Here is a 16,770-nt window from a genome sequence, read left to right on the forward strand (position 1 = left end):
CGCGAAACCTCTCAGGCCTGGCCGAAGGCGGAGATGCCGCCATGTGCCGCCGACCATTCCGCCGGGGCATTGAGGAAGCGTTCGACCTCTTCCAGCGTCTTCGGATCGAAAGTGCCCATCTCCTTGGCGACTGCGAGCACGTCCCACCACGTGGTAAGGTAGTGGAGCTTGATGCCGATCTCCTGCATCAGCGCGGCGCTGTCGGGGAAGATGTCGTAGTAGAACAGCACGAAGCAGTGATCGACCTGGGCGCCGGAATCGCGCAGGGCCTTGCAGAAGTTGACCTTGCTGCGCCCGTCGGTGGCGAGATCCTCGACCAGCAGGGTCCGGGCGCCCTCGACGATCTCGCCCTCGATCTGCGCGTTGCGGCCAAACCCCTTGGGCTTCTTCCGGATGTACTGCATCGGCAGCATCATCCGGTCGGCGATCCAGGCGGCGAAGGGGATGCCGGCGGTCTCGCCGCCCGCGATGTGGGTGAGCTTCTCGTAGCCGATCTCGCGCACGATGGTGGCGGTGGCGAAATCCATCAGCGTCGAACGCAAGCGCGGAAACGAGATGATCTTCCGGCTGTCGGTGTAGACCGGGCTCGCCCAGCCGGAGGTGAACTTGAACGGCTCATCCTTGTAGAAGAGGACTGCGCCAATTTCCAAAAACATCTTGGCCGCCTCGCGGGCGATGACTTGCCGATCGAGGGGCAGGAAGGGGCTGGTCATGCGGCGTGCGCGCTCCGCTGGAGCGCTCGCCGAGGCCCTGGAGACCAGTCCGGCCGGGACGAGCGCGTGGAAATAGGGCCTGACCGCCCTCCTCCGCCCTGTCTTCGCCAGCGTCAACCCTGCGCGGTGCGCTATCCGCGCTTCACGCCGTCTGGCCGGCCCGCAGATGCGCGAGGTGGCGGATGGCCAGGGCATAGCCGTGCGTACCGAAGCCCGCCAGCACGGCCGTGGCGGCGAGCGACACGTAGGAGTGGTGGCGAAAAGCCTCGCGCCGGTGGACGTTCGAGATGTGGCACTCGATCACCGGCACCTCGCAGGTGTTGAGCGCGTCGAGGATCGCCACGGAGGTGTGGGTGTAGGCGCCCGCGTTGATCACGATGCCGGCCGAGCCGACCCGAAACTCATGGATCGCGTCGATCAGCGCGTGCTCGGCGTTGCTCTGGCGGAAATCCACCCCCAGCCCGAAGCCCGCGGCGGTCTCGCGGCACAGGGCCTCGACGTCGGCCAGCGTCTCGCGCCCGTAGATCTCCGGCTGGCGCTTGCCCAGCAGGTTCAGGTTCGGCCCGTTCAGGACCAGGACGGTGTCGTTCATCGTGTGCCTCGCGGCCGAAGAGGTGCGGCAAGCGCCGGCAAGACACAAGGGCAGGCTGTCATCCGATCGGAGATGTCCCGGATACGGACCTGCCGCCCGCACCCGCCGGTTCAGATCTATGACCCGCGGCGCTATCCCGGACGGCGCGAGGGGATGAGACAGGAGGAAGACGGATGGCAGCATCCCGGAGCGATGCACCCGTGGTGATCGCGGTGGCGATCACAGGCTCGGTGCCGCGCAAGAAGGACAACCCGGCCGTGCCGGTCACGGTGACCGAGCAGATCGAATCCACGCAGCAGGCCTTCGAGGCCGGCGCCACGCTCTGCCACATCCACGTGCGCAACGACGACGAGTCGCCCTCCTCAGATCCGGACAAGTTTGCGGCGGTGCAGGAAGGCCTGAGGAAGCACTGCCCGGGGATGATCGTGCAGTTCTCCACCGGCGGGCGCGGGCGAGACCCGGCCGCCCGCGGCCTGTCGCTCAAGCACCGGCCCGACATGGCCTCCCTGTCCACCGGCTCGGTGAACTTCCCCACGATCGTCTACGAGAACGCCGCGAGCCTCGTGACCGACCTCGCGAGCCAGATGAAGGCGTACGGCGTCCGGCCCGAGATTGAGATCTTCGACCTCTCGCACCTGCACGGCGCCAAGCGGCTGGTGGAGGCCGGCCTGATCGACGCGCAGCCCCACGTGCAGTTCGTGTTGGGCGTCCAGAACGCGATGCCGGCCGAGGAGCACCTGCTCGACATCCTGCTCACCGAGACCCGCCGGATCCTGCCGGAGGCAACCTGGACGGCCGCCGGGATCGGCCGCAATCAAGCAGTGGTGATGGAGTGGGCGCTCGCACGCGGTGCCGACGCGGTCCGCACCGGCCTGGAAGACAATATCCGCGTCACGAAGGACCGGCTGGCCTCAAGCAATGCCGAGTTGGTCGGGCTGGCGGCCGAGGCCGTCGCCCGGCATGGACGTCGGGTCGCCACGCCCGCCGAGGCCCGCGCCGCGCTCAGGCTTGCCTGAGCCACCTTCTCACGCGCGGGCCGGCGTGCTAACGCTCCGCCCGCGCGGGTGTAGCTCAATGGTAGAGCAGCAGCCTTCCAAGCTGAATACCCGGGTTCGATTCCCGGTACCCGCTCCACCGTTTCAAGGCCGGAAAGCGTCCTCGCGACAGAGGCTTAGCTCTCCGGCCTTTTTCATGCCCAGCGTTGGGCCGTCTTAGTGATACCAGCCTGATACCAGTTTAGAGGCGGATTACCCGTCCCCTCACGGTCCGGGGGATTCGGTTGCGATTCCGCTGCTGAGGGATGCCGCGCGGCCGACTGGCATCCGCGGAACCGAGCTTAGAGCGGGACCGCAAGCTTTCGCGCCCATCGTGCCCGCCACGTTCCGCGACGCCATAAGATGGCTTGGACGCGGAGACGAATGATGCCGGACAGAGCCGGGAGGGCGCGCTCCAAGGCAGTAAGCGCGTCTTCGTTGCCAACCGAAGCTGCGTCGACCATCAAGTTCCGCTCTGCCGAGCTTAGCTCGCTCCACGTCTTCTCGATGACGTCGCGTGCCTTCGTGGGAGCGGGTGGACGTTCAACACGCCCGAGAACGCGTTCAAGCAGAGTCTCGGCGGCACTCCAGTCCATATGGAGGAGATCCGCGAGTGGGTCTTCCCTCCGGCTGTCCAACGCAAGCCATTCGAGGACCTTAGGATCGAGAGGCGTGCGATCTTTGTATTCTTCGGGATACCATGCCTCGGACAGCCTATGGCCGACAGGGGTGTCCGAGAGTAACGTCCAAAGATTATGCCGATGGGCGTCGCCCCAATCTGCAGCTTCGATGTTGCCGCCGCGCTCCAGCATCGACGAGCAAGCAACGAACAACCACCCGAACCCCATCTCCTGCCGGCGCTTCCAGTCCAGGCTCATAACAAGAGCCTCGATGTTGCCTTCGGCACTCGTCATGCAGTTGATGATCCTGTCTTGGTCTGCAATCGATAGATCCGTCCAGTCTTTGCGACCGACGTACATCTCGTAGTCTGTCGCGTAGCTAACGAACTCGCGCGTCACCATGAGCACAGGCCCCTTTCGTCCCCGCCTGACCCGTATCATGGGCACGCTGATTGACCGAGCGCCTGACGACCGGCAGTTCTGATGACATGACGGCCCTCACCGACCTCGTGGCCGCGATGCAGGCCCGCGAGGCCGCCCGGGCGGCGCGGGGCGAGCCCCCGGCCTACATCGTAGAGGCTGACGCGACCGGCACGCCCGTCACCTGGTGTCTGCCCGCGCACGGCACAGTCCGTCGCTATCCAGACGGCCGGTGCGTGCGCCTCCGCGATGGCGCAGAGCTTTCGACGACGGGGTGGGGCCACCCCGTCCGTTAAAGGTCCTTCAAGGCCTCGACATCCTCAAGCGTCAAGTTGAGCTCCCTGCGCAACATGGACTGCTCGGCGCGGATGGCCTCCTCGCCCAGCGGCTTGGCAAGCGGCGTGACAAGCCAACTCCATAGGGTTTCTCGGTGCCTGACGGTCACTGCCCTCACGCCACCGTCCTGCAGAAGCACGAGCCTCTGTTTCTGGCTCATCGTCACTCGTCCGGGCTTCCCCCCGCGAGATTCGATGAATGGCCCACCATACGGGAGGGGCGAATCCTCAGACAGGAGGACCGGCACTGGGTCGGCGCGGCGCCAGACCTGAACGACCGTCGCGAAATGATGTCCCCGATGCCGGACTTTCCAGGCCTCGTAGATGCGCCGCTCCAGTTCCTCGCGAGCCCAGTCGGTCACTGGCGCGCGTTGCCAATGCCGGTCGGCTTCCAGCTCGATGCGCGTCGTGAAGCGCCAACTTTCGACCCTGATCCTGTACTGCCGGAGTTCGTCCGTCGCATGGGACGATGGCACCGGCAGTGAGAGGATGTCGCGCGGGAGCCAAATCGGCATGCGGACTTAGCGCTCCCCGCCCATCTCTGCGTCGAGCCCCCCCGCGGCGCGGCGCGAGATGTTTGCCGAATTGACGTTCATGCCGGCGCTGAGGCCGACCAACGCCGACTTCAGGAGCGGCGAGACCAACGCGGCCGGGTGGTCCGCCTCGTCCTCCTCGATGAGCTCCTCGATCCAGTCTGGGTCGAGCTCCAGGCCGGCGAAGCGGCGGACGGCAGCGCAGAACTTCTTCGCCCCCCCGTGGTCCCGGACCTTGGCCCGCAGGATCGGGATGATCTCCTCGTCGGGCATGTCGTGCATCACCTGCACGCTCTGCCGCAGCATGTAGAGGTGCCGGTAGACGAGTTCGAGCGTGTGCTCCGCGGCCTCCCGTTCGTAGATGTCGAACTCGGAGCGGAGGGCGTCGTCGGCCGCGGCCTGCCGCGCCTTGACCTTCCCGATGCGCTCCAGGAAGTCAGTCGTCTGGAATGTAGCGTCGCCGTCTCTCAACATGTGCATCCTCCGTCAATGGAGGGCACCCTGGACGGGCCAAGTTACCTGAAACCGAATCACCGGCGGCCAAGCTGCGCCTTGGTTCGCCCCGGCTGACCGGGTTCGCTAAAATGCCACGGACCCTCGCAACGCGGCGTCCGCCACGCCGGCAATCGGGCGCACCGGCTCAACGAATCCCGAACGGTCGCCTGGCAGGATGGCCGCAGGTTGAGCGAGGGTTCGCATGCACGTCATGGATACGAAGAGCTGGACGTCAGACCAGTGCAAGGAATTCGTCCGGGAGGCGAACGAGACGGTCGAGGATGTGAAGGCGACAGGCGAGCCATGGGATGCGTACATCCGCCGGGTCTCGCCCGAGTACGACCTCATCCAGGTCGTGTGGCCCGACAAGCGAGGCCGCGGCGGATGCAGCTTCGGCGTGGTGAAGGGGCTCGGGCTGCTGATGCTAATCGGCCAAGGGACGAAGCCCGTCACCCTCAGGAAGCTGCGATTCCGGCTGCGCGACTACGACACGGCCTACATGACATGGGCGATGTACGGCGATGGTCGGTCCAAGCATCCCGACGCTGTCGAGTTGGTGGACGCCGCGGCCAAGGGCGCGCCCCGCTCCGCGTAGGCCCGCATCAGGTCGTCGTAGCTCCGGACGCCCCGGCGCCACACGACGGCCTCCCGCATCCCGGCGGGGAACCTCGGCGCCGCGACGCGGACCATCCCGGCCGGCTGCCGGTTCACCCCTCGCATGGGGGTATCGTCGGCGGCTCGGCGAATTGACCATTTACCTTCCGCAGGGCGGCTGGCCAGTAGGACACCCGCACGACGGGGCTGTCCGGACGGAGGTTCTCCATTAGCGTTGCGAGGTAAGGCGTGCGTTGCGCCTTCCAGTTCTGACGCTCGACCCATTCCGCCACAGACACACCCTCGTCGGCCGAGAGCAAGCGGGTGGTCGGCCCGCTCCAGTCGCCCCGCTCCGCGCGAATCCGGGCCGCCCTCGCATCGTCGCGGGCGGTCCAGCCGAAGGTGGTGAGCGGGCGGGTCATCAGTTCAGCGTCCCGACAGGGCCGGCGTACTCGTCCAGTGCGACGGTCTCCCCGCCGGCCGGATGGAGCGCGACGCTCTCGCACCGAGGGCACCTGATCGCGCCGTCGTGCAGGCGGAGCTCGCCGAAGCGCAGCCGGGTCGAGCACGTGAGGCAGCACCAGGTCTGCGCCATCACGTCGTCGTCCTCGTTCATGCCGGTGTCCCTTCTCGCAAGGCAGCCTCGATGGCCTCGGCATGCCGCATCCCGTCGAGCCTCTCTGACTGGCGGGCGCGCCACAGTGAGATCATGCCTGCGAGCTTCCTGTTGGCTTCGGCCGGGGAGAGGCGGTTCCGGTTGCCCTGGCCCGTCAGAATGTTGACGGCCTCGTTGGCGTCGATGCCGCCCCGCTGCATGAGGCGGATCAGGCCCTGTCCATGGTTCGCCCTAGCCTGCTCCCCGTGGGGAAAGATCATGTCCCACGGGATGCCGATGACGACGCTCTCGCAACCTGCGTCCCTGAGCGCGCGGACCGCCTTGGCGTCGATGGATGCCGAATGGATGGGGTAGAGGCTCTCTGTCATGCCGAGCTCCTGTCCTGCCAGTCCGGGTTGACCTCGGCGAGATCGCGCAGCAGGGACCGCCCCTTCGCCGTCGGGGCGACCTGCTCGTAGCAGCGGGCCTGCCGGAACCACGTGCGGATTCCCCGATGCCCGGCGTTCCACGAAGCCAGGACCTCCTCGTAGACGTCGCCGGAAAGCACCCCGTGGCGGACGCACTCGGCGGCCGTGGCGTGGGAGCAGTCCTCCTCCATCAGCGCATCGAGCACCCGGTAGACGAGCCGGCGGTCCGCCTCCGGGACGGCGTGCGCCTCGAACACCGGGGCGAGCCGGCTGAGGGTCAGGGTCTCGCGCTCGGTCATGACGCCCTGCCGTTGAACTGCGCCTGCAGCCGGTCGAGCCCCGCGCTGACATGGCGTCCTAGGTTGAGGAAGGCGAGCGCGACGGCCTCGCCGGCGGCCGCCCCGTTGCGCGCTGCCCGGGCAGCCGTCACGTCACCGCCGAGCATCGCCGCCCGGCGCCTGACGTCCGCCTCGGTGAGCTCGGCGAACGCGGCACCAAAGGCCTGCATGCTGGCCGTGCCCGCCATCCTGCGCGCCATGCGGCGGCGGAGGTGGACCGGCACGCCGGTGCGCTGGAGATCCCGGCGGATGGCGCGTTCCAACCTGGTCATGTCGCCCCCCCCTCACGCTGCCGCGGTGCCGATCAGCGCGCGGATGTCCCCGGCCAGTTCGGCGCGCCCTTCGGTGACGCCGGCGTCCCGGCCCGCCCGCTCGCCGGCGGCGAACGCCGACAGCAGGGCGAGGAGGACCTCCCGCGACGGGGCGTCCCCGGCATGGGCCTTGCCGACCTGGAACAGGCGTCGCCCGCGCTTCACGTCATGGAAGATCCAATAGCGTGGCGAGTGCCACTTCGGGTGGTCCCAGTCGAAGTCGCAGACGACCACATCGTCGCCGAGGCGGGCGTAGGGCTCAGCCATGGAACGACCCGCAGGCTGGCAGATCCGCGTCGGGGATGCGCTTCCGTGCCCGCGCGGCGGCCGCCCGGCGCTGCTGCCGGTTCAGACCCTGCTCCCGGAGACCAGCCAGTATCCCCACGAGAGGGGACCGCTCCTCCGCGACAATGTTGAGTTCACACGTCGTCTCGGTGTGCATGCCGTACTCAGGCAGGCTGACACGTCTCAGAGAGGTATGTTCGCCCGTAACGTCGACCTTACCGTCCGGGCCGTAGACGCTGTCCTTAAGAGCCTGCCACTTCTCAAGCATCGCGGAGCGGGTCGCCTCGGCTTCGAGTGCAACCTGCTCTTGAGCGACGTCCTGCGCGCTGCGCCCCATGCCGGCGATGAGCCGGCCGACGAGGGCGTTCCCGAACGCGTGTAAGGTGCGCTCCTCGGCGAGCATCTCCTTGGCAGTCGAAACCGGTGCGGCCTGGAACGCTGCGGCCTGCTCGGGGGTGGCGACGGACACGGGCAGCCCGCCGAGGCTGGAGCCGCCGAATGCCGGCTCGATCTGCACCCCCTTCTCGCGGGCGCCGGCGAGGAGCGCCCGATAGGCCGCCATGTCCTCGCAGTAGATGCCTGGCGGGATCGCGCCGGGGAGCGCCTCGAACGTGACAGGGTCGAGGTCGGCGCGGTCGTAGGCGCGCTTGTACCAGACTGTCGACATGATCAGGCGTCCCCTTCGATACGGTCGCGGATGGTCTCCAGGGCCTCCTGCATCGCCAGGGCAAAGCGGGGCTGCTCCGCCGCGTCGCCGGGATGCTCGCCGTTCCAGCCTTCGCTGGAGGCCTCGAAGCCAACGCGGTACGCCGCCTCGATGCCGGCGTGACGGACGAAGCCGCCCTCGCGCAGCATCTGCAGGGCGCGGTCCGGGTACGTGTCAGAACCCTGTCCGACGCACTCCCACAGGACCTCCTGCGCGAGATCCCGGTCGGTCATGGTGCGAAGCGTCGCGATGCGCTGCGCATCCGCATTGGCCTTCTCCGCCCGCAACAGGCTGACGGCCCGGTTGAACGCCATGCCTTCGTCGTCGCTCAGGCCGAAGACGGCGCTGGCGAGGGAGGCGATCTTCTCGGTGATGGCGGAATCGGGGAGTGCGTCGGCCATGCGTCGTCCTCGCGGGAAGTGGTGCGAGGAGTGCCGGGACAGCTTTGGCCGTGTGACCCGGCATGACGGGAGTGGACCCCGCCACCGGCAGCCGCGCCCTCTCCATGGGCACGTGGTCCGATTCTATGTGGAAACGCCGATTCGAGAAGACCGGTTCGACTTGACGCGGCGAGCGGCATCCCCAATTCTAAACCGGCCGCTAAGTCGCGGTGTCCTCCCGGTGGGAGGGCGAACCTAAAGCCGATGTCGTACGGCACACGGAACGGTCCTCCTCCCGCATGCGGGAGGGCAAACCCGTAACCGTCGTGGGTTCAAGTATAACTGAGACCTCCTCCCGGCTTCGGGAGGGCAGACAGGCCCCGGCGCGAAGCCGGGGCCTTCTTAGTTTCCGGGGAGCGCGCTATGCCGAGGCATGCGTGTCGTCCTCCGCCCCGTGCCCGAACATCCTGAAGCCGTCGGCACCGTCGATGGCGCCCCGCTGACATACGAGGGCCGCGTCCCGCATGTCGCCGGCCGCCCCGTCGAGCACGCCGTCATCGCCGAGGCGCTCTCCGATGCCGTTGAGGCGGCCGCCGGCGCGGTGTTCGGGGGTGACTACGTGAACCCGATGTCGCGGGCGACCGGCCTGAATCGGAGGACGGTTACGCGAGACCGGGTGCTCCGGAACGGGCTGCCGGGGTGGGCGCTCGCCTTCCTCGGGCGCGCCGCCGCCTACGAGCATCCCCGCGCCATGGGGTACATGCTGCAGGCCGCCGCCGAGATGTCCGAGCGGGGCGGTCTTGCGCAGGGCGACGCGCTCCCCGGCGTGCGCCCGCGGGACCGAGAGGATCTCGCCGTCCTCGCCCGGCTGGGGTTGGAGGAGTCCCTGGAGCTTGTGGCGGTCGCCCGGGACGCCAAGCGCCTGCCGGTTGTCGATAGGGAATAGGGGCGCTCTGCACAGGACCGATTGACGAGTTCTTAACGCCCGGCTGGTAGTGTCCTCTTCATATGCGTCAGTGGCTCCGCCCAGACGCGTGGTGACGGAGACACCCGATGACCGACCGCGTCCCCGCTTTTGGGGTCCCCCCGACTTTGCGCGAACTGCTCTGTGGCGCCGCCCCATATGGCGGTAGCGCTCACCGGGACCTGCTTTGCTACCTCGCCTACACCTGGTCGAGCCTGATCATCCAGGACCAGCGGACGCTCTGCGAAGACGTGGGCGCGTCCATGCCTATGGTCTTTCTGATCGAAGGGCTGTGGAAGTCGTGCATGCGGCTGAGGGACCGCAAGGCGGACGCCTGGGAGCCCGATTACGAGATTTTCCAGCAGAGCCTGACAGCCTTCTGGCTGGATCTCGGGCGGCTGCTCTACAAGCGTCCGGCGGAGGATTTTGAGGTCGACTGGCACGCCGGCGTGTCGAATCCCCTCGATGATCTCCACGGGCGGGTCACCCTCCATCTCGCCATGCTGGGGGACCCCGTCGCCATCGATGCCATGCCGGACCTGCTCTGGATGTACGCACGCCGGGCGCAGCCGGGCGAGGGATACGTCGAGCTCCACGCGGCCGCTATCGGGTGCGAGCTCGACGACGGTTCATACCGGCGGCAGTGGACAAGGGGGTACGACGGCCTCGTCGACATCCTAAGCCAGTGGCGCGAGCGCGGCATGGAGCCCATCGCCAACGCCGCCGCGCTCGCTCGTGGGCAGATCCGCGATGCCGTCGTCGAGGCCATGCAACCGCGACCCAAGCCCATGACGGTGCTCGCTGCGCTCCGCAAGGAGGCCGCCGAGGCCGAGCAAGTCCCTCCGGAGCCGGAAGGCCCTGGGCTTGTCGTCCTCGCGTCCGTTGGGCACCTGCCCGGCAATGTTAAGGACGGCGAGGCTAAGAATTCGAGTTCCCAGACCCCTCGCATCGAGTTCGCACCAATCGCCGGGCGGCGACTTCCCCTCGTCCCCGTACCGGATCTCGCTCGCGTGCAGCGCGTCCTGGCCGGCGAGTTCCCCGACGCCGCCGGCATCGTTGCGAGCATCCTCGCGCCGGTCGCAGGCCGTCCCTATGTGCGCCTGCCACGGATCCTCCTGCGAGGCGGACCCGGCACGGGCAAGTCCAGGCTCGCCCGGCGGTTGGGTGAGGAGCTCGGCCTGGACGTCACGGTCTACGGGTGCGCGTCCGTCTCAGACGGGTCTGTGATCGGGACCAGCAGAATGTGGGGGACGGGCCGAGCATCCGTTCCGCTGCAAGCCATCAAGCGCGCCGGTGCAGCCTCGGTGCTCGTCGTCCTCGACGAGATTTCGCGGGCGGGGACGAGGGCGGACAACGGGCGGCTGACGGACGGAATTTTGGCCCTCGCCGAGCCCGAGACCGCGCGAGCATATCACGATCCCTACCTGGAGTGCGCCGTCGACCTTTCGGCGGTCTCCTACATCGCCACGGCTAACTCGACAGATGGCCTGGACCCGGCCCTCCTGTCCCGATTCCGAGCCGTGGACATGCCTGCGCCGACGCTGGCCTCGCTGCCTGTGCTCGCGCGCGGTCTCGTCGCCGAGCTCCGTCGCGAGCGTGGCCTCGATGCCCGTTGGCTGCCCGACCTGACGCCCGAGGAGCTCGACCTCGTCGGGGAGCACTGGCGCGGCGGTTCCGTCCGGACGCTACAGGCCCTCGTCGAGTGCGCCCTGGACGGCCGCCATGCCGGCCCGGCGAACTGATGTAGGCGAGCATGAAGAAGCACGCCCCCGTCTTCGACTTCTTCCGGGATGCTCTTAAGGGCTACCGACTCTCCGGTGCCGTCGACTACCGCGTCGGCCCGGTCCTGGACGAGTACCTCGGCCACCTTGCCCGCTGCGTCGCCGACGGCGAGGTGACGGTCGCCGAGGGCCTCGTCCTCGGCAACCTCGTCGTGAAGTTCGCCAGCCGGTGCGCATCCCTCCCGGAAGCGCGCCGGGAGCGCCGGTGACGGACGTCTACCGGTGCCTCAGCCGGCGGACGACGCCCTGGTCGATCCGCGAGGGCGGCCGCGTCGTCGGGCATCGGGACAGCCTCGCGCTCCGGGACGTGTCGTTCCGCGTCTCGGCCGCCGGCGTCGCCCGCATCAGGCGGCGCTACCAGCGTGAGGTCGTAGCTCATGCCCAGGGCGCCCTCGCTGAATCTGGGCCCGTCCCCGACGACGCGGTGAGGGTCCGGTTCAACCCCTACGCCGCCGCGTCCTTCACCCTCCCCGACGGCAGCCCCATCAGCGCGGCCGCCGTCGTCCTGTTCCTCGCCGACGGCTCGTGCTGGGCCGTCCCCGTCCCCTCGGAGAGTCCCCATGCGTAGCGTCCTTATCGCCCTCGCGCTGATCAGCGCGGCAACCCCGGCCGCGGCTGAGCTCTGGCCAACCGCGTCGACGGGGTGGCGATTCGCGATGACGGTCCCGTCCGGGCCCGGCCGCCAACGCTACGGCTACGTCGACGCCGAGGCGCACCCGCCGGGCGGGTGGATCGTCACCGTCACCTGCGGCGAGGAGAGCACCACCGACGGGCGGGTCCTGTCCCGCTACGTCGGGAAGGGCACCAGCACGAGGGGAGCCTCGCCCGGCTTCGGCGGGCAGTGGGACTGGCGGGGCGGTCGGCTGGCCGGGTCGTTCGTGATCACCCAGTCCATGAAGCATCCCCACGAGCTTCGCTTGCCCGGCGAGTTCACGGCGCCGGAGTGCCCACGCAGGGGGATGGGCGACCTGTCGACGGGCGACTGACGCCCCGAACGAGAAGGGCCGGCTCCTCCTCGGGGCCGGCCCTGAAACGTAGCGAAGCGGGGTTCGCTACAGATTAGGTGTAGCGGTCACAGGCCCGGCAGGAGCGCCTGCGACGGCGGGCGGACGCAGTCGCAGGCGTAATGCACTATGCCTTGCCGTTGGTCTTGGTCATTGGGCGCGGCTTCCCATCGAACTGCCGCGGCGAGACGCCTTGGGCTGTCGACTTGGGAAATAAAGCTCTCGGCGGGGGGCATGATGAGGAAGCCCGAGGGCAATACTCGGCCTTCGCTTTCCCGTAGGCTCGGCAAGTGAGCCGTCGGGCGACCCAGGCGACGACATTGGCGATGACCGCGTCCGCCCGGACCTGCTTCACCGCCGAGAGGCCGCTCCGGTGGAAGTCAATCTGTTCCGCGATGTAGAGCGGTCTCAGCGTCAGCTCGAATGCGCGCAACTCCCTGGGGATCGCCACGGGTCTTATTAACCGAGAGGCCTATTGGGACTCGGGCGAGCGCCGTGACGCGTGCAGTGTTTCCTCGACGACCGCTTGGGTGGCCTGACCGAGGAGAGCGCAATGACCGACGATAAGCCGGATGACTGGCCATGGCCCGAACTAGTGAACTACGAACCAGACACGGGATCGCGCCCGCCGGCTGAGGGCTCTTTCGAGACCGTTTCTGAATGGATACGAATGGGCTTCCGGGCCCGGCGCAAAGGGTGGGCCCCTGGAATCTACGTGCGGGCCGTGCACTCAGAAGGCACTTTCGAGCACGAACCGCCGGACGTCATACACATCTGGGCTTACAAGCAATTTCCTGGCGGCGGCGTCATTCTGAAGCCGCGCGAATGGGTTTGGGCGCACCACGACGTCCTAGAGATGGATTGGGAGCGGATACTGCCCAGACCTGAACACGAGGAGGTTATTGAGGAGCGACGCCGCGAAAACGACATTGGATTCGCAATCTTTCGCATTAGCAACCGAGTTTGACGAGCGTCCTAAGTGAAGCTTCAAATCGTGTCGCCCTCTTTGTTTTTCCCCCTTGGTCGAGAGCCTGCCGCTCGGCTACGGCACCCTGTTATGGCCAACCTGCTAAAGTACCAGGTAGGTTGCTTGGAGCTGGCCGGCGGAATGGCGACGACCGTAGGGAGGCCGGCCGAGTTCAGAAGGTGGTCGATCTAGGCTGCCACGGTCGGAAGTTCATCGATCCGGGCAGTACAGCGCGGCGCGCGCAGGTCGAATTTGGTTGACCACTGCCGCTCCGGGACGAACCTAGCGCTGCCCGGGACGACGGCTCCCCGCCCAAACCGGCTATTGCGGGCAAAGAGAGCCCATCAGAGCAGCTCCGTGCTCTCGGTCGAGTTGCCCCAGCCCCGGGAACGCCCGCTGCGTACCCGCTAGGGCCAGCAGGTCCGTAGCGACGACCCCGGCCTTGAAATAGCGGTAGCCGTCCCTCCAGGTCTTCCGAACCCCGTGCAGGCAGGCCTTCACGAGCACGAGAGTGTCGTTTGATGCTTCCGGGAGGGTGACCATCGACGAGACCGACCGCTGCGGCCGGTCTCTGTCATGCTCGGAGGTATGGAAGAACACCGTCACGTGGTTGGTCCCGAAGCCGCTGACGCGAAGCTCTCGACGAGCCTCGCGACGTGGGAGGCGACCGCCTGCTCCACGGTCGCGAGGTCCCCGACGCGGTCGGAGAAGCTGCGGGTCACGGCACAGCCCTTCCGGGTCGGGGCGGCCAAGAGCAGGTTGGATTGCCGACCGAGCGCATCGACATCCCGGACGAGCAGAGCGCCACCGGCATCTATGCTGGAGCGGTCGTGAAGGAGGCCGCGCATCCGGCCGAGGCTAAGCTCTAATTGAATTTCCTGGGTGACGACGCGCGAGCGGTCTTCGCCCGCTATGGTTTCGGCCAATACCGGCCATGAGGACCGCGCACCATCGTTACGCTGGGCCGGTTCGCCTCATCGGCGGACCGGCGAGGCCTTCGGGCTGCGGGACAGGGCGCGGTTGAGCTTGCGCAAGGCGCGGTCGTCGCGAGTGCAGAGATCGTGGGCGAAGGCCTCCTCAAGATAGGCCGCCTCCGCCGACCGTTTCGTCCGGTCGGCGGCCTCGACCTCCGTTACCGCGCCGAGGACGAGGATTCCGACGAGACATCCGACACTCAGCCCCTGCACTGTCGGCCTCACTTCGCATAATGAAAGCCGGCCTGCTGCAACTCGGGCAGCGTGCCGACGGCGCCGGGGGTCAGGACGACGCCCGGAATGAGATGGTTCGTCAGCTCCGCCGCCAGCGCATCGTGCGAGAGCTTGTCCGGGTTCAGATCGCGCCGGATGAGCGTCCCCGCCTGTTCCCAGATTGCGTTGTGACACGAGAGGAACACGATGCCCCGGGCCATCAGCGCCGGGATAGTGTTGTTCTCCGGCGAGAACATCCCCGCCGGGTCTTGGTAGTTCGCGGCCTCCGTCTGAGCCGCTTTCTTCGGCACGATCAGCGTGTTGGTCTTAAACGCCTCGCCCGCGAGCTTGGTGAGTTGGTACTTGTCCCACATCGCTTGGTCGTAGAGAGCGACATTCGCCGATCCGTGGGTCGCCGAGGCGGCCAGAAAATTGGGATGCTTGAATGACCAGACCTGATTGTTCAGGGCATTGCGCATCAGGTTAAGCCAGGGCCCGCCGATGTCGGTGTTGTCCCAGACCTGGCGGGGGCCTCCCTTGTAGGCGATCACCTCCGAGAGGGCCTCCTGGTCCCAGAGATCCGGCCGGTCGAGGATCATCGGCACGGTCTTGAAATCCCGCCGACGCGGAGCCTTCGCCAAACGGTCTATGAGGTCCCGCAGGGTTCGGCTGCCATCGGGTAGGTCGGCGGTGGTGGCTGCCCCGGCGGGGCGCGCCTCCGCCAAGCCAGCGGCGAGGCCGGCGCCCAGGGCGAGCAGGCTGCGGCGTTCGAGGGTCATGATCGTGCTCCCAGGGGGCCAGTTGCGGTTCAGTGTGGCACGGTCCCGGCAGGAGGTGCCGCCGCACCGAGCGTCACGCCGTCCACGGCCTGACCGTAGAAATCGTAAGGGCTGTCGTGATGGGCCTTGCGGGTCGCCGCGAGATCGCCCGCGAAGCGCGGGTCCTGGGGACGCTCGCGGCTGTCGATATAGGCGGCAACGTCCCAGGCTTCGGCATCGGTGAGGCTGTTGCCCTGGCTCAGCGGCATGTTAGCCTTGATGAAACCCGCCGCGTTGACGACCGAACTCATCCCCGCGCCCCAATTGTAGGAGCGGCCCCCCCACAGTGGCGGGAACACAATCGTCCCGTCCGGGCTCGCCTGCCCGGCGCCGTCGCCACCGTGACAGAGGGCGCATTTCGCGGCGTAGACGTCTCGCCCATGGGCCAGATCGAGGCGCTTAGGCTTTGTGAGCTTCAGGTACCCCTGCCCGGGAAGCTTCACCCCTACGGGAGCCCCGTGGGCGAGAAAGGCGGCATAGGTCTCCAGCGCGACCAGGATGGGATCGCCCAGCGGGGGCTCCTTGCCATTCATGCTGTAGCGGAAGCAGCCCTGAAGCCGCTCGGCGAAGGTATTCACGTGTCCATTCTTCGCCCGGTAGGCCGGGTAGACGAGATAGGCCGCCCAGAGGGGAGCGGAATGACCGAGGCGGCCCCGGTCGAGGTGACAGTTCGCGCAGCGCAGATCGTTGCCGACGAAGGCCCGCGCCTCGGCGCCCGTGTCGCGAAAGATGCGCTCGCCCAGGCGAATGACCTTGCCGAAGTCGTCGTCGGGGATGGCGGAATCGGCCTGTGGCACGAAGGGCGGGGCGGTAGTCTCAGCCCCTACGAAACCGAGGGGCGTCAGGACCGCGAGGCCCCCCATCGCCGTTGCCAGCGCGAGACAGGCTGCGGACCGTCCGGTGAAGCGCGTCATAAGGTTCATCGGGCGCCTCCGATCGCCGTGGCAGGGAGAGCGGCGTAGTAAGCGGCGACGGCAGTGGCGTCGTCATCGCTTAGCCGGTCGGCGATCCCCTTCATCAGCCCAAGGGGATCGTTGCGGCGTGTCCCGGCTTTCCAGGCGGAGAGCTGCGCCGCGATATAGGCGGCCGGCTGGCCGGCCAGCGGCGGGAAGGCGGCGCCGACGCCCTGCCCAGCCGGGCCGTGGCATTGTGCGCAAGCGGGCAGTGCCTTCGTCCACTCACCAGTCTGCGCCAGCATTCGGCCGCGGTCGGATGCCGTGTCGTCTGGCTGGGGTGTCCCGTCGGGCGGCGGGGCGCGGAGCCCGGCATAAAAGACGGTCAACGCCCGCCGCTCCTCCGGTGCCAGGCCTTGGGCGATCGGACCCATTATCTCATTGTCCCGACTGCCGTCGGCGAAGCTGTCGAGTTCGTGTGCGAGGTAGCCCTCCGCGAGGCCTGAAAGGCGGGGAAACCCGCCCTCGGCATTTCCGCCCCAGGCATCCCCGTGGCACGAGGCACAGGCCGGCACGCCGGCCTGCGTTCCGTTCCGGGCGATTTCGCCACCGTCCATGGCGTGTGCCGGGCAGACAGCAGTACAGATCAACAGTCCGCCGAATGCGATGCGGACACTCATGCTCGCCGTCAGAGCCAACCTACGACTCATCGGAAGCACAGCGACGAGCGCAGAAAAGGCAAGGTGAGAAACTTTGAACGGCGGTGCACACATGCTG

Annotated in this window: 27 protein-coding genes, 1 tRNA gene and 1 pseudogene; 10 read left to right on the top strand and 19 right to left on the bottom strand. The window is 67.7% G+C overall.

Annotation, left to right across the window (positions count from 1 at the left end; all coding sequences use genetic code 11):
• Positions 1–11: 11 nt before the first annotated feature.
• Positions 12–713, bottom strand: coding sequence for an orotate phosphoribosyltransferase (locus tag BLQ49_RS01850; protein ID WP_091712812.1), 702 nt, complete (start codon positions 711–713; stop codon positions 12–14).
• Positions 714–855: 142 nt separating this feature from the next.
• Positions 856–1,305 carry a type II 3-dehydroquinate dehydratase gene (aroQ, locus tag BLQ49_RS01855; RefSeq protein WP_091712814.1) on the bottom strand — a complete coding sequence of 150 codons (450 nt, stop codon included), beginning with the start codon at positions 1,303–1,305 and terminating at the stop codon, positions 856–858.
• Between the two features lie 173 nt (positions 1,306–1,478).
• Here aroQ and BLQ49_RS01860 point away from each other — a divergent pair, with 173 nt between their 5' ends.
• Together BLQ49_RS01860 and BLQ49_RS01865 are read left to right on the top strand one after the other, a co-directional pair.
• Positions 1,479–2,321, top strand: a complete 843-nt coding sequence (locus BLQ49_RS01860) for a 3-oxoadipate:acetyl-CoA acetyltransferase (protein WP_091712816.1) — start codon at positions 1,479–1,481, stop codon at positions 2,319–2,321.
• Positions 2,322–2,365: 44 nt separating this feature from the next.
• Positions 2,366–2,439, top strand: a tRNA-Gly gene (locus tag BLQ49_RS01865).
• Positions 2,440–2,641: 202 nt separating this feature from the next.
• Here the strand turns inward: BLQ49_RS01865 and BLQ49_RS01870 are convergent.
• The 3 genes from BLQ49_RS01870 to BLQ49_RS01885 form a co-directional block, all read right to left on the bottom strand.
• Complete coding sequence (locus BLQ49_RS01870; protein WP_143012188.1) at positions 2,642–3,361, bottom strand: hypothetical protein; 720 nt, start codon at positions 3,359–3,361, stop codon at positions 2,642–2,644.
• Between the two features lie 310 nt (positions 3,362–3,671).
• A complete protein-coding gene (locus BLQ49_RS01880; protein WP_091712821.1) occupies positions 3,672–4,229 on the bottom strand; it encodes a hypothetical protein in 558 nt (185 codons plus the stop codon).
• Positions 4,230–4,235: 6 nt separating this feature from the next.
• The gene (locus BLQ49_RS01885) at positions 4,236–4,721 is read right to left on the bottom strand and encodes a hypothetical protein (RefSeq protein WP_091712822.1); all 486 of its coding nucleotides are present in this window, start codon (positions 4,719–4,721) and stop codon (positions 4,236–4,238) included.
• A 232-nt stretch (positions 4,722–4,953) separates the two neighbouring features.
• Here BLQ49_RS01885 and BLQ49_RS01890 point away from each other — a divergent pair, with 232 nt between their 5' ends.
• Positions 4,954–5,337 (top strand): hypothetical protein, encoded by a 384-nt coding sequence (locus BLQ49_RS01890; RefSeq protein ID WP_143012189.1) that lies wholly within the window; start codon positions 4,954–4,956, stop codon positions 5,335–5,337.
• 112 nt (positions 5,338–5,449) lie between these two features.
• Here BLQ49_RS01890 and BLQ49_RS01895 read toward each other — a convergent pair whose 3' ends face one another.
• From BLQ49_RS01895 to BLQ49_RS01930, 8 genes are read right to left on the bottom strand one after another with little or no spacing between them, the layout of a single operon-like run.
• Positions 5,450–5,758, bottom strand: a complete 309-nt coding sequence (locus BLQ49_RS01895; protein WP_091712825.1) for a hypothetical protein — start codon at positions 5,756–5,758, stop codon at positions 5,450–5,452.
• Complete coding sequence (locus BLQ49_RS01900) at positions 5,758–5,952, bottom strand: hypothetical protein (RefSeq protein WP_091712827.1); 195 nt, start codon at positions 5,950–5,952, stop codon at positions 5,758–5,760. The genes BLQ49_RS01895 and BLQ49_RS01900 overlap by 1 nt, the downstream gene beginning before the upstream one ends.
• Positions 5,949–6,320: a hypothetical protein gene (locus tag BLQ49_RS01905; RefSeq protein ID WP_091712829.1), complete on the bottom strand. Its 372-nt coding sequence runs from the start codon at positions 6,318–6,320 to the stop codon at positions 5,949–5,951. Before BLQ49_RS01905 ends, BLQ49_RS01900 begins: the two co-directional genes overlap by 4 nt.
• Positions 6,317–6,658, bottom strand: coding sequence for a hypothetical protein (locus BLQ49_RS01910; protein WP_091712830.1), 342 nt, complete (start codon positions 6,656–6,658; stop codon positions 6,317–6,319). Before BLQ49_RS01910 ends, BLQ49_RS01905 begins: the two co-directional genes overlap by 4 nt.
• A complete protein-coding gene (locus BLQ49_RS01915) occupies positions 6,655–6,969 on the bottom strand; it encodes a hypothetical protein (protein ID WP_091712832.1) in 315 nt (104 codons plus the stop codon). The genes BLQ49_RS01910 and BLQ49_RS01915 overlap by 4 nt, the downstream gene beginning before the upstream one ends.
• A 12-nt stretch (positions 6,970–6,981) precedes the next feature.
• Positions 6,982–7,275, bottom strand: coding sequence for a hypothetical protein (locus BLQ49_RS01920; protein ID WP_091712834.1), 294 nt, complete (start codon positions 7,273–7,275; stop codon positions 6,982–6,984).
• Positions 7,268–7,960 carry a hypothetical protein gene (locus BLQ49_RS01925; protein WP_091712836.1) on the bottom strand — a complete coding sequence of 231 codons (693 nt, stop codon included), beginning with the start codon at positions 7,958–7,960 and terminating at the stop codon, positions 7,268–7,270. The genes BLQ49_RS01920 and BLQ49_RS01925 overlap by 8 nt, the downstream gene beginning before the upstream one ends.
• A gap of 2 nt (positions 7,961–7,962) precedes the next feature.
• On the bottom strand, positions 7,963–8,400 hold the full coding sequence (locus BLQ49_RS01930) for a hypothetical protein (RefSeq protein WP_091712838.1): 438 nt from the start codon (positions 8,398–8,400) through the stop codon (positions 7,963–7,965).
• Positions 8,401–8,812: 412 nt separating this feature from the next.
• On the opposite strand from BLQ49_RS01930, the gene BLQ49_RS29445 reads away from it, so the two are divergent.
• From BLQ49_RS29445 to BLQ49_RS01960, 6 genes are all read left to right on the top strand, one after another.
• Positions 8,813–9,325: a hypothetical protein gene (locus tag BLQ49_RS29445; RefSeq protein WP_091712839.1), complete on the top strand. Its 513-nt coding sequence runs from the start codon at positions 8,813–8,815 to the stop codon at positions 9,323–9,325.
• Positions 9,326–9,432: 107 nt separating this feature from the next.
• Positions 9,433–11,085 carry an AAA family ATPase gene (locus tag BLQ49_RS01940; protein ID WP_091712841.1) on the top strand — a complete coding sequence of 551 codons (1,653 nt, stop codon included), beginning with the start codon at positions 9,433–9,435 and terminating at the stop codon, positions 11,083–11,085.
• Between the two features lie 11 nt (positions 11,086–11,096).
• On the top strand, positions 11,097–11,333 hold the full coding sequence (locus tag BLQ49_RS01945; protein ID WP_091712842.1) for a hypothetical protein: 237 nt from the start codon (positions 11,097–11,099) through the stop codon (positions 11,331–11,333).
• Positions 11,330–11,692 carry a hypothetical protein gene (locus tag BLQ49_RS01950; protein ID WP_091712844.1) on the top strand — a complete coding sequence of 121 codons (363 nt, stop codon included), beginning with the start codon at positions 11,330–11,332 and terminating at the stop codon, positions 11,690–11,692. Before BLQ49_RS01945 ends, BLQ49_RS01950 begins: the two co-directional genes overlap by 4 nt.
• A complete protein-coding gene (locus BLQ49_RS01955; protein WP_091712845.1) occupies positions 11,685–12,110 on the top strand; it encodes a hypothetical protein in 426 nt (141 codons plus the stop codon). Before BLQ49_RS01950 ends, BLQ49_RS01955 begins: the two co-directional genes overlap by 8 nt.
• Before the next feature lie 571 nt (positions 12,111–12,681).
• A complete protein-coding gene (locus BLQ49_RS01960) occupies positions 12,682–13,095 on the top strand; it encodes a Thoeris anti-defense Tad2 family protein (RefSeq protein WP_143012191.1) in 414 nt (137 codons plus the stop codon).
• 188 nt (positions 13,096–13,283) lie between these two features.
• Here the strand turns inward: BLQ49_RS01960 and BLQ49_RS30815 are convergent.
• A pseudogene (locus BLQ49_RS30815) lies at positions 13,284–13,409 on the bottom strand (DUF4113 domain-containing protein); the annotation flags it as partial.
• 7 nt (positions 13,410–13,416) lie between these two features.
• Positions 13,417–13,701, bottom strand: a complete 285-nt coding sequence (locus tag BLQ49_RS30820) for a DinB/UmuC family translesion DNA polymerase (protein WP_425283960.1) — start codon at positions 13,699–13,701, stop codon at positions 13,417–13,419.
• 50 nt (positions 13,702–13,751) lie between these two features.
• Here BLQ49_RS30820 and BLQ49_RS30085 point away from each other — a divergent pair, with 50 nt between their 5' ends.
• A complete protein-coding gene (locus tag BLQ49_RS30085) occupies positions 13,752–13,964 on the top strand; it encodes a hypothetical protein (protein ID WP_244507407.1) in 213 nt (70 codons plus the stop codon).
• 105 nt (positions 13,965–14,069) lie between these two features.
• On the opposite strand, the gene BLQ49_RS01975 is transcribed toward BLQ49_RS30085, so the two are convergent.
• Genes BLQ49_RS01975 through BLQ49_RS01990 form a run of 4 tightly spaced genes read right to left on the bottom strand, consistent with a single transcriptional unit; the run spans position 14,070 to position 16,673 of the window.
• Entirely contained in the window at positions 14,070–14,282 is a 213-nt protein-coding gene (locus BLQ49_RS01975) for a hypothetical protein (protein ID WP_091712849.1), read from the bottom strand.
• A gap of 8 nt (positions 14,283–14,290) precedes the next feature.
• Entirely contained in the window at positions 14,291–15,061 is a 771-nt protein-coding gene (gene tetH / locus BLQ49_RS01980) for a thiosulfate dehydrogenase (RefSeq protein WP_091712851.1), read from the bottom strand.
• Positions 15,062–15,090: 29 nt separating this feature from the next.
• Entirely contained in the window at positions 15,091–16,023 is a 933-nt protein-coding gene (locus BLQ49_RS01985; RefSeq protein ID WP_244507388.1) for a c-type cytochrome, read from the bottom strand.
• Positions 16,020–16,673 carry a c-type cytochrome gene (locus tag BLQ49_RS01990; protein WP_244507389.1) on the bottom strand — a complete coding sequence of 218 codons (654 nt, stop codon included), beginning with the start codon at positions 16,671–16,673 and terminating at the stop codon, positions 16,020–16,022. The genes BLQ49_RS01985 and BLQ49_RS01990 overlap by 4 nt, the downstream gene beginning before the upstream one ends.
• Positions 16,674–16,770: the final 97 nt, after the last annotated feature.

It is taken from the genome of Methylobacterium phyllostachyos (genome assembly GCF_900103445.1).
Classification (GTDB): domain Bacteria; phylum Pseudomonadota; class Alphaproteobacteria; order Rhizobiales; family Beijerinckiaceae; genus Methylobacterium; species Methylobacterium phyllostachyos.

Bases quoted from the DNA above. Each gene is read 5' to 3' on its own strand.
- BLQ49_RS01940 (WP_091712841.1), top strand. From the start codon at position 9,433: ATGACCGACCGCGTCCCCGCTTTTGGGGTCCCCCCGACTTTGCGCGAA.
- BLQ49_RS01990 (WP_244507389.1), bottom strand. From the start codon at position 16,673: ATGAGTGTCCGCATCGCATTCGGCGGACTGTTGATCTGTACTGCTGTC.
- BLQ49_RS01870 (WP_143012188.1), bottom strand. From the start codon at position 3,361: ATGGTGACGCGCGAGTTCGTTAGCTACGCGACAGACTACGAGATGTAC.
- BLQ49_RS01915 (WP_091712832.1), bottom strand. From the start codon at position 6,969: ATGACCAGGTTGGAACGCGCCATCCGCCGGGATCTCCAGCGCACCGGC.
- BLQ49_RS01900 (WP_091712827.1), bottom strand. From the start codon at position 5,952: ATGAACGAGGACGACGACGTGATGGCGCAGACCTGGTGCTGCCTCACG.
- BLQ49_RS01905 (WP_091712829.1), bottom strand. From the start codon at position 6,320: ATGACAGAGAGCCTCTACCCCATCCATTCGGCATCCATCGACGCCAAG.
- BLQ49_RS01945 (WP_091712842.1), top strand. From the start codon at position 11,097: ATGAAGAAGCACGCCCCCGTCTTCGACTTCTTCCGGGATGCTCTTAAG.
- BLQ49_RS01880 (WP_091712821.1), bottom strand. From the start codon at position 4,229: ATGCCGATTTGGCTCCCGCGCGACATCCTCTCACTGCCGGTGCCATCG.
- BLQ49_RS01895 (WP_091712825.1), bottom strand. From the start codon at position 5,758: ATGACCCGCCCGCTCACCACCTTCGGCTGGACCGCCCGCGACGATGCG.
- BLQ49_RS01885 (WP_091712822.1), bottom strand. From the start codon at position 4,721: ATGTTGAGAGACGGCGACGCTACATTCCAGACGACTGACTTCCTGGAG.
- BLQ49_RS01925 (WP_091712836.1), bottom strand. From the start codon at position 7,960: ATGTCGACAGTCTGGTACAAGCGCGCCTACGACCGCGCCGACCTCGAC.
- BLQ49_RS01985 (WP_244507388.1), bottom strand. From the start codon at position 16,023: ATGAACCTTATGACGCGCTTCACCGGACGGTCCGCAGCCTGTCTCGCG.
- BLQ49_RS01955 (WP_091712845.1), top strand. From the start codon at position 11,685: ATGCGTAGCGTCCTTATCGCCCTCGCGCTGATCAGCGCGGCAACCCCG.
- aroQ (WP_091712814.1), bottom strand. From the start codon at position 1,305: ATGAACGACACCGTCCTGGTCCTGAACGGGCCGAACCTGAACCTGCTG.
- BLQ49_RS01910 (WP_091712830.1), bottom strand. From the start codon at position 6,658: ATGACCGAGCGCGAGACCCTGACCCTCAGCCGGCTCGCCCCGGTGTTC.
- BLQ49_RS29445 (WP_091712839.1), top strand. From the start codon at position 8,813: ATGCGTGTCGTCCTCCGCCCCGTGCCCGAACATCCTGAAGCCGTCGGC.
- BLQ49_RS01860 (WP_091712816.1), top strand. From the start codon at position 1,479: ATGGCAGCATCCCGGAGCGATGCACCCGTGGTGATCGCGGTGGCGATC.
- BLQ49_RS01850 (WP_091712812.1), bottom strand. From the start codon at position 713: ATGACCAGCCCCTTCCTGCCCCTCGATCGGCAAGTCATCGCCCGCGAG.
- tetH (WP_091712851.1), bottom strand. From the start codon at position 15,061: ATGACCCTCGAACGCCGCAGCCTGCTCGCCCTGGGCGCCGGCCTCGCC.
- BLQ49_RS01920 (WP_091712834.1), bottom strand. From the start codon at position 7,275: ATGGCTGAGCCCTACGCCCGCCTCGGCGACGATGTGGTCGTCTGCGAC.
- BLQ49_RS01890 (WP_143012189.1), top strand. From the start codon at position 4,954: ATGGATACGAAGAGCTGGACGTCAGACCAGTGCAAGGAATTCGTCCGG.
- BLQ49_RS01930 (WP_091712838.1), bottom strand. From the start codon at position 8,400: ATGGCCGACGCACTCCCCGATTCCGCCATCACCGAGAAGATCGCCTCC.
- BLQ49_RS01960 (WP_143012191.1), top strand. From the start codon at position 12,682: ATGACCGACGATAAGCCGGATGACTGGCCATGGCCCGAACTAGTGAAC.